Origin of the sequence: Pseudomonas sp. NPDC088444, assembly GCF_044900175.1 — a bacterium.
GTDB lineage: Bacteria > Pseudomonadota > Gammaproteobacteria > Pseudomonadales > Pseudomonadaceae > Aquipseudomonas.
The window spans coordinates 41,144-55,281 of record NZ_JBJDNK010000012.1; the positions used below are offsets into that span (position 1 = coordinate 41,144).

11 protein-coding genes and 1 riboswitch are annotated in these 14,138 nt (G+C 62.9%); of the genes, 4 read left to right on the forward strand and 7 right to left on the reverse strand.

Annotation, left to right across the window (positions count from 1 at the left end; genetic code table 11):
- Positions 1-42: 42 nt before the first annotated feature.
- A complete protein-coding gene (locus ACI2KB_RS22640; protein WP_404638148.1) occupies positions 43-1,866 on the reverse strand; it encodes an ABC transporter ATP-binding protein in 1,824 nt (607 codons plus the stop codon).
- Between the two features lie 449 nt (positions 1,867-2,315).
- On the opposite strand from ACI2KB_RS22640, the gene ACI2KB_RS22645 reads away from it, so the two are divergent.
- Positions 2,316-3,878: a DUF2235 domain-containing protein gene (locus ACI2KB_RS22645; RefSeq protein ID WP_404638150.1), complete on the forward strand. Its 1,563-nt coding sequence runs from the start codon at positions 2,316-2,318 to the stop codon at positions 3,876-3,878.
- A gap of 79 nt (positions 3,879-3,957) precedes the next feature.
- Here ACI2KB_RS22645 and ACI2KB_RS22650 read toward each other — a convergent pair whose 3' ends face one another.
- The 6 genes from ACI2KB_RS22650 to ACI2KB_RS22675 all read right to left on the reverse strand — a co-directional run bounded on the left by ACI2KB_RS22650 (position 3,958) and on the right by ACI2KB_RS22675 (position 12,248).
- A complete protein-coding gene (locus ACI2KB_RS22650) occupies positions 3,958-5,322 on the reverse strand; it encodes an MFS transporter (protein ID WP_404638379.1) in 1,365 nt (454 codons plus the stop codon).
- 402 nt (positions 5,323-5,724) lie between these two features.
- Entirely contained in the window at positions 5,725-6,933 is a 1,209-nt protein-coding gene (locus ACI2KB_RS22655) for an acyl-CoA dehydrogenase family protein (protein WP_404638152.1), read from the reverse strand.
- Between the two features lie 68 nt (positions 6,934-7,001).
- Entirely contained in the window at positions 7,002-8,717 is a 1,716-nt protein-coding gene (locus ACI2KB_RS22660; protein ID WP_404638154.1) for a dipeptide ABC transporter ATP-binding protein, read from the reverse strand.
- Positions 8,714-9,577, reverse strand: coding sequence for an ABC transporter permease (locus tag ACI2KB_RS22665; RefSeq protein WP_404638156.1), 864 nt, complete (start codon positions 9,575-9,577; stop codon positions 8,714-8,716). Before ACI2KB_RS22665 ends, ACI2KB_RS22660 begins: the two co-directional genes overlap by 4 nt.
- Positions 9,577-10,566: an ABC transporter permease gene (locus ACI2KB_RS22670; RefSeq protein WP_404638158.1), complete on the reverse strand. Its 990-nt coding sequence runs from the start codon at positions 10,564-10,566 to the stop codon at positions 9,577-9,579. The genes ACI2KB_RS22665 and ACI2KB_RS22670 overlap by 1 nt, the downstream gene beginning before the upstream one ends.
- Complete coding sequence (locus ACI2KB_RS22675) at positions 10,563-12,248, reverse strand: ABC transporter substrate-binding protein (protein ID WP_404638160.1); 1,686 nt, start codon at positions 12,246-12,248, stop codon at positions 10,563-10,565. The genes ACI2KB_RS22670 and ACI2KB_RS22675 overlap by 4 nt, the downstream gene beginning before the upstream one ends.
- Positions 12,249-12,458: 210 nt before the next feature.
- A riboswitch (cobalamin riboswitch) is annotated at positions 12,459-12,674 on the forward strand.
- A 95-nt stretch (positions 12,675-12,769) separates the two neighbouring features.
- On the opposite strand from ACI2KB_RS22675, the gene ACI2KB_RS22680 reads away from it, so the two are divergent.
- The 3 genes from ACI2KB_RS22680 to ACI2KB_RS22690 are packed head-to-tail and all read left to right on the forward strand — an operon-like array spanning position 12,770 to position 14,105.
- Entirely contained in the window at positions 12,770-12,955 is a 186-nt protein-coding gene (locus ACI2KB_RS22680) for a CbtB-domain containing protein (RefSeq protein WP_404638162.1), read from the forward strand.
- An 11-nt stretch (positions 12,956-12,966) separates the two neighbouring features.
- The gene (locus ACI2KB_RS22685) at positions 12,967-13,686 is read left to right on the forward strand and encodes a CbtA family protein (protein WP_404638164.1); all 720 of its coding nucleotides are present in this window, start codon (positions 12,967-12,969) and stop codon (positions 13,684-13,686) included.
- Positions 13,683-14,105, forward strand: a complete 423-nt coding sequence (locus tag ACI2KB_RS22690) for a cobalamin biosynthesis protein (RefSeq protein WP_404638166.1) — start codon at positions 13,683-13,685, stop codon at positions 14,103-14,105. Before ACI2KB_RS22685 ends, ACI2KB_RS22690 begins: the two co-directional genes overlap by 4 nt.
- The last annotated feature ends 33 nt before the right edge of the window (positions 14,106-14,138 follow it).

Genomic DNA, 14,138 nt, shown 5'->3' on the forward strand with positions numbered 1-14,138 from the left:
CAAACGCGGTGTGACGGGCACACCGCGCCTTTCCCTCCGACCTCAGACCGCCTCACCCAGCTCATCGCTGAATTGCTGATTCCACAGCCGCGCATACTGACCACCCAGACGCAACAACTGCTCGTGCGTGCCGTCCTCGACCACCCGGCCTTTGTCGAACACCAGAATCCGGTCCAGATGCGCCACCGTCGACAACCGGTGCGCGACCACCAGCACCGTTTTGTCTTCCATGATTTCGTCCAGTTTGTCCTGAATGAAGCGCTCGGTGATCGAATCCAGACTCGACGTTGCCTCGTCCATCACCAGAATCGGTGCGTTCTTCAGCAACACCCGGGCAATGGCGATGCGCTGCCGCTGGCCACCCGACAGCTTGACGCCGCGCTCCCCAACCAGCGACTCATCACCCTGCTCCATGCTGTCGATGAACTCACTGGCCCCTGCTCGATGGATGGCTTCGGCGACTTCGTCCAGAGACGCGTCGAGACGTCCGTAGTGAATGTTTTCCCGAATGCTGCGATGGAAGAGGCCCGGCTCCTGCGGAATAAGGCCAATCTGCTGGTGCAGTGAATGCTGGGTGACGTTGCGCACGTCGACACCATCGATCAACACCTCGCCTTTTTGCACGTCGTACAGGCGCAGCAACAGGCTAAGCAGGGTCGACTTGCCTGACCCAGACGCGCCCACCAGACCGACCTTCTGCCCGGCCGGGATCACGATGTTCAAGTGCTGAAAAATCGTCTGATCAGCGCCGTAACCGAAACCCACATCGCGAAACTCGATATCGCCACGCTTGACCTGCAACGCCCTGGCGCCCGGCCGGTCCACCACTTCGTGTGGGCGAATCAGCGTGCGCACCCCGTTGGCAATATTGCCGGTGGCCTCGAAGAATTCCAGAAAACGCCGGGACAGGTTACCCACATCGCTGATGATCAGCAGCGAGAGGCTGGTAGACATTACAAAACCGGCGATGTCGATCTGCTGCGTGCGCCACAACTGCAACGCCAGCAACAGCAGACCAAGCTTGAGCAGAACGCCGCAGCCGGTCTGAAACCATCGAATCTTCTCCATGTAGCCCAACGAGCGATAGGCCGCCGCCACCTCTTTGTCGAGGAAGCTGCCCAGGTAAGTGTGTTCATAAGCATGCCGAGCGAACAGGCGAATGTTGGCCAGGTTCGACACCGCGTCCACCACCTTGCCGGAACTGGTGCTGCGGGCCGCTGAATACTGCTGCGCCAGCGGATGACTGCGCCGTGCGAGCAAGTAACAGACGACAATGAACAGCACCGACCAGCCCGCCATGAACACCGCCATCAGCGGCGATGCGGTCCACAACAACGCGGTGGCCAGCGACAGCGTCACCAGCAACGGAATCAGGTCGAACAGCAGAATGCTCAGGGTCTGGTTGACCCCTAGCGCCACCTCCGAGACCCGGTGCGCCAGCGCGCCCGCGAATTCGTTGCTGATGAAGCGGTGGGAATGTTGTTGCAGGTAGGCATAGACCACATGGGTCACGGTGCGCCGTTGCAACGGCAATACGTGGATATGGCATCCGGCAGCCGCGCGGGTGAACAGCACCTCGGAGACCAGCACCGCCGCAAACAGCGTGAGCGGCCATTGCAGCACGACAAACGCCTGCCCGGCATCGAGGCCGTTAGTGACCGTGCGGGTGATCTGCCCCAAGCCCCAGGGCACCAGCAGCGTGCAAATCACCGCCGCGATCTGGAGCAACAGAATGGCAACGTACCACCCTTTGAAATTACCGATGAAAAAACCCACGAATGCCACCGGCTTCGTCGGCAGGTGCTGGACATTCCAGCTGCGCAATCGACGATCACGGGGAGCGAAAGAGGAAAAGGACGAACTCATGGCAGATACGGTTCCTGAATGACGCCTGTGGCCGCGCAGCTTTCAGGCAGGAGGGGCCAGCAACCGGATGCTGGCCCCTATGAAATACGACGCCCCTTCCAGGGGCGCCACGAACGCGTCCCTCGGGCGTCTGCACGGCTCAATCAGGATTCATGCCAGCGATGCAGCCCTCTGTCTCTGCGGCTTTAGCCCGTCAGCAGCACAAGAAAAGTGGTGTTGACGACACCGTCTGTGCATTGCCTGTCGCAAACCCAACAGCGATGACTCCAGCGACGTTCACGTAGGAAAGCTCCTCATATCAATCAGGAACCGTCCTCTTCACTGTCATTGCTCTGGAAAAACAGGCGGATTCCATTCATTTTTGCTCAGCCCTCACTGACGTGTGAGGCGTGAAACTTTGCAAAAAAAAGCGCTCGGATGCGCTGGATCAACTATCAAGGATGAGCAACATGTTTATGCCCCCCATTTCGGCGTTCAACAAACGCCATGACACGCCTTTACCCCTGCCCGATTTGTCGCTCGATCACACCTCGTGGGAAGAAGAAGAGGAAGAGGAAGAGGAAGAAGAGCTGAGAACTCCGGGTATCATTCTGCGCCTGGGCCTGTTTTTCGATGGCACCGGAAACAATCGGGACAACGTCGCTGCCACGGCGCAGTGCCGACGGCTGGACCTGAAGTCATGCAGCGCAAGCGAGCTGGCAAATATCAAAACAACGTGCTCGAAATACGGTTTCGGTGATTTTGACGGCACCCGCTTCAACTCGGTACCCGGCACCAGCTACGGCGGCGCGCCGACCAACGTGGTTCATTTGTACGAGCTGTACCCGGACCATTCGAAAAGCCCGATCGACACCAGAACGCCCGTCGCCTATCTCAAGGCCTATGTCGACGGCATCGGCACACGCAGCGGCGGCCAGGACTCCGCCGTCAATGGGCAACTACTGGGGCAAGGCGAAACCGGTGTACTGGCCAAGGTCAAGCGGGCACCTGATCTGATTGCCCGGCAGGTTGAGACCTTCAGAAAACACCACCCTGGCACCGTCATCAAAGGCGTTGAGTTCGATATTTTTGGCTTCAGCCGAGGCGCCGCCGCTGCCAGACACTGCGCCAACGAATTGCTCAAACCAGGGCACGGAGCGTTCAGACCGATGCTTCAAGCTGGCCGCTTCGGTCCAGCAGCGATGACCGACGTGAGCATGAACCTGATTGCGCTGTTCGACACGGTCGCCGCCATCTCGGACCCGGCACACGGGGATTTCGGCCCCGGCAACGACATCAATCGCGGGATCAACCTGTACCTGCCACCGGGCTGCGCGCGTAAAGTCATTCATCTTCACGCGCGTGACGAGTACCGCTTGAATTTCCCGCTGAATAAAGTGCACGCCAGCCATCAGTCCATCGTGTTGCCCGGCGCCCACGCGGACATTGGCGGTGGTTACCTCCCGCAGACCCGTGAGCAGCTGTGGATGACCCAACCCGTACGCGCCACCGTCCGGGATGATGAGACGGTACAGGCCAGCCAGGCATGGGCCACGGCACAGGCGCAAGCCAAGCGGCTCCGGAACTCCGGAATCGCCCAGACAGGCAGCGTAACGGTTCAGTCCTGGCGCGCAGCCGGGGGCGCAGGTGGCGCGTCGGGCTCGGTCAGTCAGGACTATTGGATTTGCGTGCGAATGGAAAGACAGGTGCGCCACGAACTGGCCTTGATCCCTCTGCGCGTCATGCGCGAACTGGGGGTACGCCATGGCGTCCCGTTTGCCGCCATCGCCGAAACGGACCCGCGTTTTGCGCTGCCTGCGGATCTGAAACCCATCGCTGCACACGTGCTGCAACAGGTCACTGCGGGAAAACCCGTGACCCTGAGTGCCTCCCAGGAAACACTGCTGCGCAGCCAGTACATCCATCAATCGGCGCATTGGGCGGACACCGGGCCTTATTATTTCAGCAAACCGGCACCCAACAACCGCCGAGTCACTTTTGAGGATCGGCCACAAAAAGGCTATCCGGAATAGTCTTTAGCACCTCATGCCATAGCGTGGGCGGCGGCCACCCCATCGATGTGTCCGCTTGCCCGGCGTGAACGCCTCATTCTCATCGCTCCCCCGACGCGTAAACCGCCGATCCGGCGGTGACGGAAAGCCTGCGGTACACCAGCGCCGACGCCACGCACAAGACGCCCGCCAATCCCATGACCAGTGCGATGTCACTCTCCGTGAGGACGGCGTGTTCACGCCACACCATGATCAGGCTGAGCAGCGCCGCGGCCACGCCCACTGAGAGGCTCATGGTCAGTTGAATGCTCATGGCCGAGAGGCTGCTCGCGGCACTGGACTGCGGCGCAGGCACGTCGGCGTAAGTCAGCGCGCCCAGGGTGCTGAATTGCAACGAGCGAATCACCCCACTGATGAACAGGACCACGATCACCACCCAGTACGGCGTGGTGATGTCGAACAGACCTGTGGCCGCCAGCGTCAGACCGGTCAACACGGCGTTGCCGATCAGGGTCCGTCTGAACCCGAAACGGCTGACGATGCGCACCGCCAGCAGCTTCATCAGAAACGCCCCCGCCCCGCCGACGAAACTGAGCAGCCCGGCCTGCAAAGGATTGAGACCAAAACAGAGTTGGAACAGCAGCACCAGCAGAAACGGTTGCGACGCGCTGCCGATGCGCATCAGGTTACCGCCCCAGAAACTCACGCTGAACGTGGGGATGCGCAACAACGACAGATCAATCAACGGATGCGTTGCGCGTCGGGCATGATGCACGTACAGCACCGCGCTGAGCAGTCCCAACCCCACCAGCGCCAACGACCCGTAGCGCGGCAACAGGCCATGACCAATGGCCTCGAAACCGAAGACCAGCCCACCCAGCCCGATCGCACTGAGCAGTAGCCCGCGAACATCCAGCGGTCGATGACGCGCGCCGGGATAGTCGGGGATGTAGCGCACCACCAGACCGATCCCGAGCACGCCGATGGGCACGTTGATCAGAAAGATCCATGGCCAGGACAACAGCGTCACCAGCAACCCGCCTAATGGCGGACCGAGAATCGGCCCTATCAGCGCCGGGATGGTCAGGTAGGACATCGCTCGCAGCAGGTTTTCCCGCGCGGACCAGCGCAGCAGGATCACCTGCCCCACCGGCACCATCATCGCGCCCGCGGCCCCTTGGGCCAGACGCGCCAGCGAGAGTTGCAGCAACGAGGTCGAACAGGCACAGGCCACCGATGCCAACGTGAACAGCACGATGGCACTGACGAATACGCGCCGGGGCCCGAAGCGATCCGCCGCCCAACCACTGACCGGCACGAACAGCGCCACTGCCAGCAGGTAAAGCGACACCACCAGATTCATTCGCACACTGGGCTCACCGAATTCCCGTGCCATTTGCGGCAATGCAGTGAGCACAGCGGTAGCGTCGATCAACTCCATGAACAACGCGCAACCGATGATCATCGGAATGCGGCACTGGAGGGGGGTGGGCAATGGTTGCGCAGGGCTGGTGACAACGTCTTGATAAGTACCCATGGGTGCATGAAATCTACGCAGAAATCGAACAGATGCGGACGCTGCCGCTCCAGGTGAAGCCGTCCTGCCAGGGCGCACCACCTGTCAGCCGCCCCATGTGTTGCAGATATCACGCATTCGCCAGCAAGCCGGCTCCCACAGTGATGTGTGTCGAACCATGGATGTTTGATCGGCGCCGATTCTGTGGGAGCCGCCTTGGTGGCGAAAGCGGCTGGACAACCAACATAGAATCTCCCACAGGTTAAGCGTCGAACAAGAGGCCAGGCTCCGACGCAGCCATTGTGGGAGCTGGCTTGCTGGCGAACGCGATCTATCTGTCGCCGTTTGGCCTCAGAACAACCCGGACGTCGGCGGTGGCGTGCCCTTCAACTGCCAGGCGCCGACCGCTGCGGCCTTCCAGTGGCGAGGGTTGTGATTGGAGACTGTGCGTGCATTGCGCCAGTGCCGGTCAAGGTTGTGAGCGCGCCCCGTGGTCGAGGCACCGCCGACATCGAACACTAACTCCGCCGCCTTGAGCGCCGACTCGGCCGCCACGTATTGCGCCTGCGCCACATCGACCGCCGCCTGATCCACTGCCACCGAATCCAGCCCCGCGACCCAAGCCCGGTCGATGGATTCTGCCGCGCGCAAGACCACCGCTTCGGCCGTAAACGCCCGAGCAGAAACGTCGCCCACGCTCAATTCCACATAGGGGTCGTCCACCGAGCGCGTGGCTGTACTGTGCTTGATCGGCCGCGCATGGGTCGTGGCAAAACTCACGGCATCGTTCAGCGCATTGCGGGCGATACCGGCATTGACCGCAGCGAGGAACACTTGCAGAAACGGCGTGACGATGGTCCGCTTGCCCTCTTCCACCGTGCGCGTGCGAATCTCGTCGGCCTTGACCAGCACGTCGCGCAAGTGCGTCGTGCCGCTGGCGGTCAGACGCTGGCCCATGGCATCGAAATCGTCGAGCAATACAAGCCCCTGACGGTCGCGAGGCAGGATGAACGACACCGGCTGCTCGTTCTCATCCAGCGCCACCGCACTGACCCAGTCGGCGTACAGCGAACCGGTGCTGTAATACTTGCTGCCGGAGGCCCGATAGTGATCACCCTCGCGCACGATGCGTGCGCTGACCGAACCGTTCGCCCCGCCGATTTCCCACCCGGCATTACCCACCACCGCGCCGTGCAGATAGCGCGCAAACCAGCGCTCGCGCTCGGCTTCTGCGCCTTCGGCCTTAGACGCCAACAACCCCTCGACAAAGCCGAAGCCGGGACGCAGGGCCTGTGCCACGTTGGAGTCCGCCGAGGCAATGCGGATCAGCAGTGCGATCACGTCCCTGACCGAACCGCCCGCACCGCCAAAGCGAGTGGGAATACGGGCCGTGAACACCCCGGCCTTGGCCAGTTGCGCCACGGCTTCATAGGGCAGTTGGCGTTCGCGCTCACGCTGCGCAGCGCCTGCGGCGATCTCCGGCAGCAGACGGTCCAGGCGTGCGTTGAGTTCATCCACCGTGATCACAGCGGGTTGGGCGACAGCAGACAGCGTACTCATGGGCAGTTCCTTGTTCCAAGGAGAAGTTCTGAAAAAAAAGTTCTGAAGGCGACGTTCCGAAAGCGAACCTAAATGGCGATCTTCCACAGCCGAGATTCGTCGAAGAGCAGCACCTCGCTCTCCGGTTCCAGCGGCGGGACGACCAAAGGGGTCGCCGCACCTGGCAGGCGCGGCACGGCGCCCAGCAGACGACGGGTGTATTCGTGTTGCGGATGGTCGAACAGCGCTTCGACGGCGGCGCTTTCCACCACCTTGCCGTGGCGCATGACCAGCACCTCGTCGCTGACGTGGCGAATCACCCCCAGATCGTGGGAGATGAACAGGTAGGCCAGCCCCAGTGACGCCTGCAAGTCGGCGAGCAGGTCCAGCACCTGCGCCTGCACGGACACGTCCAGCGCCGAGACCGGCTCGTCGCAAATGATCACTTTCGGGTTGCTGGCAATCGCCCGGGCAATGGCCACGCGCTGTCGTTGACCACCGGACAGTTGCAGCGGACGACGGGTCGAGAGTTCGACGGGCAAGCGCACTTGATGCAGCAGTTGCGCGATGCGTGGGCGTTGTTGCACGAAGGGCACGCCCGCCACGTCCAGTGCGTCCGCCAGAATCTGCCCTACGCTCCAGCGCGGGTCGAACGAACTGAGCGGGTCCTGATAGATCACGCTGATGTCGCGACGGTGCAGGCGCCGAGTCCGCTCTTCGACGCGCCCCTTGCCCGCCACCGACCACGGGATGTCGAGAAACTGTACGGCACCGGCATCAGGCTCCAGCAAGCCCAGGGCGATACGCGCCACAGTGGTTTTGCCGGAACCGGACTCTCCGACGATGCCCAACGTGCGTCCCGCGCGCAGTTCAAAGCCGACGCCGTCGACCACCTGCCGAACTTGTTGGTCCGGGCCGACGTAGCGCTTGCCCAGACCTTCGGCCTTGAGCAGCACGGGCGCATCGGATGCCGAACGCCGCGCGACTGGCTGTTGCCCGCCATCTGGCGACAACCGGGTGCCTCGCGCATGTTCGGCGGGCACAGCATCGAGCAACGAACGGGTGTACGCGTGACGTGGATTGCGCAGCACCTGATCCGTCGGCCCCTGCTCGACCACATCCCCGTGGCGCAACACCAGCACCTCATCGGCCAGTTGCGCCACCACCGCCAGGTCATGACTGATGATCAGCAGCGAATCGCCTCGCGCCTTGATCTGTTGCAGCACTTCAAGAATCTGCGCCTGCACCGTGGCATCCAGTGCCGTGGTCGGCTCGTCGGCGATGACCAACCCCGGGTTCAAGGCCAACGCGCTGGCGATCAAAGCGCGCTGACGCAAGCCGCCGGAAAGCTGATCAGGGCGCTGACGGGCACGCAAGCGCGGTTCGGGCACGCCCACGGTTTCCAGCAGTTCAATGACCCGTTCTGCGCGGCTGGCGCGATCTCCCCAGCGGTGGGTTTCCAGCACTTCCAGGATTTCTTTGCCCACGGGACGCAGCGGGTCCAGCGACACCAGCGCATCCTGCAACACAAAGCCGATGTCTTTGCCGCGCAGGTCGCGCCAGCCACGCTCCGACAGGTTCAGCAGGTCCTGCCCGGCGTAACTCAGCCTGCGCACAGTGATACGGGCGCCCTCACCCGCCAATCCGATCAGGCTGCGGGCGGTGACGCTTTTGCCCGAACCGGATTCGCCCACCAGCGCCAGGGTTTGGCCCGGCTCAAGGGTGAAGGACAGGTTGCGCACCACCGACTGCCCGGCGAACTCGATGGACAGCCCTTCGACGATCAAACGTTTCTGCTCGCTCATGACAGGCGGCCCTCCAGACGTTGTTGCAGATAGCGACCGGCGACCGTGGTCGACAACGTGGTCAGCACGATGAACAGGCCGGGGAAGAACGTCAGCCACCAAGCGTTGGCGATGAAGTCACGGCCCATGGACAGCATGGTTCCCCATTCCGGCGCCGGGGGACGAGCGCCCAGCCCCAGAAAGCTCAAGGCCGACGCCCAGACGATGGCCTGACCGACGCCCATGGTCAGGGTCACGATCAAAGGCCGCATGGCGTTGGGCAGCAGTTGCCGGGCGATGATGCGCCCTGTCGGGTGCCCCAGCGCCTTGGCCGACTCGATGTAACCGGCGTTACGCACAGCGAGGACCTGACCACGCACCATCCGCGCATACCCCGGCGCACCGCCCAATCCCGTGGCAACGATCAGCGGGCCGATGCCACTGCCGAAAATCGCCACGAACAGCAGCGCCAGAATCAGGCTCGGAAAGGCAAACAGCACCTCCAGCAACCAGCCTACGCCCCGGTCGAGGCGCGCCCCGCCGAGACCGCCGAGCAGGCCGAGAACGATGGCGATGCTCATCGCAATCGCCGTGGCCGCCAGACCGATGAACAGCGACTGGCGAGTACCATGAATAACCCGAGAAAAGATGTCGCGCCCGGATTGATCGGTGCCGAACCAGTGCGCCCGGCTCGGTGGGTGGAACGCGTCGCGAGGCACGATGGCCAGCGGGTCGCTGTGGGCGAATAGCTGCGGCACGATGGCCGCGACAATCACCAGCAGCAGAAAGGAAATGGCCAGCAATGGCCCCGGCCGCAGCTTACGCGCGGTACGTTGCACACGAACGGCGGGCAGCGGCGTATTCAATGTCAGTTCACTCATCACGCTTGTCCCTGTTGGCGTGGGTCGACCCAGAGGTACAGCAGGTCGACGAGGATGTTGGCCAGCACGTAACCGGCGGCGACCACCAGGCTGATGCCGATGGTCAATGGCAAGTCCTGGGCCTGTACGGCCTGATACAACTGACGCCCGAGGCCCTTGCGGGAAAAGATCACTTCGATCACCACCGCCCCGCTGATCAGCGCACCGATGGCCCAGCCCGACAGCGAAATGCCGGGCAGTACCGCGTGGCGCAACGCGTGCTTGAAGCGCACCTTGATGTCGCTCATGCCCCGGGTTCTGGCCGTGAGCACGAAGGGTTGATCGAGGGTCAGGTCCAGCGACTCGCGGGTGACCTGAGCGATGAAGCCCGCCAGCGGAATCGCCAGCGCGAAGGACGGCAGCACCAGCGTGCGCCAGCCGTCGCTGCCCGCCGGAGGAAACCAGCGCAAGCCAAAGGCAAACACCGCCAGCAGCAGAATGCCAAGCCAGAAATGCGGCAATGCGGCGGACAGGGTTTCCGCCAGCGACGCCAGGCTGCCCACCCAGCGACGACGCCCGGCGGTCAGCACCGTCAATGCCAGTACCAGCAACCACGCCAGCGCCAACGAGCTGAACGTCAGTTCCAGGGTCGGCCAGGATTGCTCGGCCAGCACGCGTGTCACCGGCAAATGCTGGGAATAGGACACGCCGAGATCGCCCTGCACCAAGCGACCCAAGTACAGGCCGTATTGCACCGCCAGCGGCTTGTCGAGGCCGTATTCACGGGTGGCTTCAGCAATGGCCTCCGGGGTCGGGTTGCCGCTGGGGCCACCCAGAATGGCCAGCACCGGATCACCCGGCATCAGGCGCAAGGCGAAGAAGGTCAGCGTTGCCACGGCCCACAACACCAGAATGCCCCCCGCCAGGCGCCATAACGCCCGCCGTCCCAGTTTGTGCAGCCGCTCGCGCCGGGGGCTGCTCAGTTCATTGCTCAAGACTGCGTGTGTCATTTGTTCACCCAGGCGTCGTAGAGGTAAGTCACCGCCAGCGAGGTCTCCAGACGCACACCTTGCGTGGTCTTGTAGATGCCCAGCCGTGTGCTTTGCGGGTAGGTGGTCAGTTGCAGGTATTGGCTCGACGCGATCTGCTGGGCCTTGTAGTACAACGCCCGACGCTGATCCGGGTCCTGGGTGGCCAGGGCCTGCTGAATCAACGCATCGAAGGCCGGATCGCTGAAACCGGCGGTGTTCTGGTGATAGCCACCCACGCCTGCCGGACGAATGAATTCGCTGCCGAAGATGATCCGCAGCACGTCAGCGGTGTTGGTGTTCCAGTAGCCCAGACGAATGTCGTAATCCCAGTCCGCCTGGCGTTTGGTGGCTTGCACGTCACTCATCTGTTCGACGATCAGCTCGAAACCGGCTTGTCGAGTGGTGGCCTGGACCTGCTCCCACAGGGTGAATTCCGAAGGGGGTGTGCGGTTGCCCATCACCACATGGACTTGCAGGCGCTTGCCGTCCTTGGTCCGATAGCCGTCGCTGTCCCGGCCGGTCCAACCCGCCTGATCCAGCAACTGCGCGGCCTTGGCCGGGTCGTAATCCTGCGCATGCTGGAAGTCCGGGCTATAGAAACGCGTCGCCGGGCTCAGCGGACCGCCCGCCCTTGGAAACTCGTTGAAGTACACGCTCTTCAGCGCGCCTTCGATGTCGGCGCTGCGCACGAATGCTTCACGCACCCGCAGATCATCGAACGGCGCGCGGGTGATGTTCAGCGTGCCGTTGGTAGGGTTGCCGGGGCGCTGAGCGATGATCAGTTGCAGGTCCGGATTGCGTCGGGCCGCTTCGTGGGATTCCGGCGGCAGCGCCTCGATCACGTCCACCTCGCCCGCCTGCAACGAGGCAAAGCGTACCGACGGCTCCTGAATGAACTTCCAGACGATGCGATCCAGCCACGCCGGTCCCTGATGTTTGGCCGTCGGCGGCGCCCAGTTGTAATCCGGGTTGCGCACCAGTTCGACCTGGCTCTGCCGATCCCAGCGCACCACCTTGAACGGGCCACTGCCGACCGGGCTTTCACAGTTCACGTCCCGCGGGCGCTGCAACGCTGTGGGCGATTCAATGCCGAGAAATCCTTGCGCCAACACCTCCAGAAACGCCGCGTAAGGCGTGGCCAGATGAACCACAGCGGTCTGATCATCGATCACATCGGTGCTGCGGTACTGGCGGATGTAACCGCCCGCCGTGCTCGACTGGGTTTTCGGGTTGGCCATGTGATCGAGGTTGGCCTTGACCGCCGCCGCGTTGAACGGCGTGCCGTCGGTGAAATGCACGTCATTGCGTAAATGGAAGGTGTAAGTCAGGCCGTCGTCCGAAACCTCCCACGATGTGGCCAGCCACGGGCCGATGCGCCCGTCGGCGTCCATCGATACCAACGAATCCAGATACTGCTGCCCGATGAACACCTGCGGCATGTCGCCCGCCACATGAGGATCGAGGCAGGTGGGTTCGCGATCAGTGGCGTACACCAGCGTGCCGCCACTGACGGGCTTGTCACTGCGCGCCACGGTGGACGTGCCTTGGCCGCAACCGATCAACAGGCCACACAACGCAGCGATGCCCACAATGGGCGGGGTCTTGAGCAGCGACCGTGATCGGCTGCCGGGGAGTCGCAAATACGGGGCGGGTTCTCGCATGGGTCCTGATGCCTCTAGTCCGGGAACAGGGCCATTGCACGAGGCATGCCGGGTTTGAACGCCCGTAAATACGGGGCTCAGGGACGAAACAGAGCCTCGGGGGCGACAATCTGTGTGTCGGGTGTTGGCTGAGCAACAGCCCGGGCGAGTGGCTAGCGGGGCGGCATCGAATCGGCAGCCGTAATTGACTACCGCCCTTCGCCATGCTCTCCTACACGCCTTGTTACGGGTGCCCTTCACAGGGTGAAACGGGAAACCGGTGCGTGCAGACCTTGAATCTGCGCAAGTCCGGCGCTGCCCCCGCAACGGTAAGCGAGCGAAGAGTCAGATCCACTGTGTCGGTCAGCGATATGGGAAGGCGATTCTTGCAGGCATGTTCAATGCCCCTCGCAAGCCCGGAGACCGGCCCGACAATTGACACCTAACAAACCCGCGGTGGGCGGGCGCTGTTGAGTTCGCGACCGACGTTCGTCAGTGGCCTGCTTGCGCCTTCCCCACGCCTCGATATCAAGGGAAGCGCCATGTCGATCAGCACAACCAGCCATACCGCCAGCACCACCCAGACTCAGACCCAGCGCCTGACCGCCGCGATCAGCGCGATGATTCTCGGCGCGTGTCTGGTCTACTTCGCCGGTTTCTCGCACATTGCCGCCGTGCACAACGCCGCGCACGACACCCGTCACAGCGCCGCTTTCCCTTGCCACTGAGGCCTGCCGTCATGTTCAAGCGCATCGCTCAAACGGCCGGATTCACCGGATTGCTCGCCGCCCTCCTGCTGACCCTGCTGCAAAGCTTCTGGGTCGCGCCGCTGATTCTTCAGGCCGAGACCTATGAAAAGGCCCCGGCGGCCGAAATGCACGAACACGCCGACGGAGCCATGGTCGGCCACGTCCACGACGAAGAAGCCTGGGAGCCAGAAGATGGCTGGCAGCGCGTGCTGTCTACCACGGGTGGCAACCTGGTGGTCGCGGTTGGTTTCTCGCTGATGCTGGCGGCCCTCTATACCTTGCGCGCGCCGGGCAGCGTGCGTCAGGGCGCATTGTGGGGGCTGGCCGGTTATGCGGTGTTCGTGCTGGCGCCCACCCTGGGTCTGCCGCCAGAGCTGCCGGGCACTGCGGCTGCCGACCTGACGCTTCGACAGACCTGGTGGATTGGCACCGCCGCCTCGACCGCCGTGGGGCTGGCGCTGATCGTGTTCGCTCACAACGCGCTGCTGAAAGTGTTGGGGGCAGCGATTCTGGTGGTGCCCCATCTGATCGGTGCGCCACAACCCGCGGTGCATTCGGCTTTGGCGCCTGAAGCACTGGAAGCGCAGTTCAAGATCGCTTCTCAACTCACCAACGCTGTGTTCTGGATCGCCATGGGCCTGATCAGCGCCTGGTTGTTCCGTCGTTACGATGCACGCCAAACCCAAGCCGGCCTCAATCACGCCGTATGAGTGCAGGCCGTCAGCGGCCGATCCTCGTGATCGGCCTGGGTTGCCAAAGCGGCTGTCCGGTTTCGGTGCTGATGGGACTGATCGAGGTGACGCTGCTGGAGCATCGACTGGCCCTGTCCGACATCACCGCCCTGGCCTCCATTGACAGCAAGTCGAATGAGGCCGGGTTGCTGGAGCTGGCTGAACAACTGGCGTTGCCACTGACTTTTTTCAGCGCTGAGCAGTTGGCAGTGTTCGAGCCTCGGTTGAGTCATCGCTCGCAGATCGCTTTCGATAACACGGGGTGTTACGGCGTCGCGGAAAGCGCGGCGCTGGCGCTGGCGGCTCAGTTGGGTGACGGCGCTGCCACATTGATGATTGAACGGCGCAACAGTTCGCGCGCCACATTCGCCCTGGCCGGTAGCTTGCGCACCCTTTGATGGTTTGGTTATCCCTTTTTAAACGCACTCCCA

Bases quoted from the DNA above. Each gene is read 5' to 3' on its own strand.
- ACI2KB_RS22665 (WP_404638156.1), bottom strand. From the start codon at position 9,577: ATGAGTGAACTGACATTGAATACGCCGCTGCCCGCCGTTCGTGTGCAA.
- ACI2KB_RS22690 (WP_404638166.1), top strand. From the start codon at position 13,683: ATGAGTGCAGGCCGTCAGCGGCCGATCCTCGTGATCGGCCTGGGTTGC.
- ACI2KB_RS22655 (WP_404638152.1), bottom strand. From the start codon at position 6,933: ATGAGTACGCTGTCTGCTGTCGCCCAACCCGCTGTGATCACGGTGGAT.
- ACI2KB_RS22675 (WP_404638160.1), bottom strand. From the start codon at position 12,248: ATGCGAGAACCCGCCCCGTATTTGCGACTCCCCGGCAGCCGATCACGG.
- ACI2KB_RS22645 (WP_404638150.1), top strand. From the start codon at position 2,316: ATGTTTATGCCCCCCATTTCGGCGTTCAACAAACGCCATGACACGCCT.
- ACI2KB_RS22640 (WP_404638148.1), bottom strand. From the start codon at position 1,866: ATGAGTTCGTCCTTTTCCTCTTTCGCTCCCCGTGATCGTCGATTGCGC.
- ACI2KB_RS22670 (WP_404638158.1), bottom strand. From the start codon at position 10,566: ATGACACACGCAGTCTTGAGCAATGAACTGAGCAGCCCCCGGCGCGAG.
- ACI2KB_RS22685 (WP_404638164.1), top strand. From the start codon at position 12,967: ATGTTCAAGCGCATCGCTCAAACGGCCGGATTCACCGGATTGCTCGCC.
- ACI2KB_RS22680 (WP_404638162.1), top strand. From the start codon at position 12,770: ATGTCGATCAGCACAACCAGCCATACCGCCAGCACCACCCAGACTCAG.
- ACI2KB_RS22660 (WP_404638154.1), bottom strand. From the start codon at position 8,717: ATGAGCGAGCAGAAACGTTTGATCGTCGAAGGGCTGTCCATCGAGTTC.
- ACI2KB_RS22650 (WP_404638379.1), bottom strand. From the start codon at position 5,322: ATGATCATCGGTTGCGCGTTGTTCATGGAGTTGATCGACGCTACCGCT.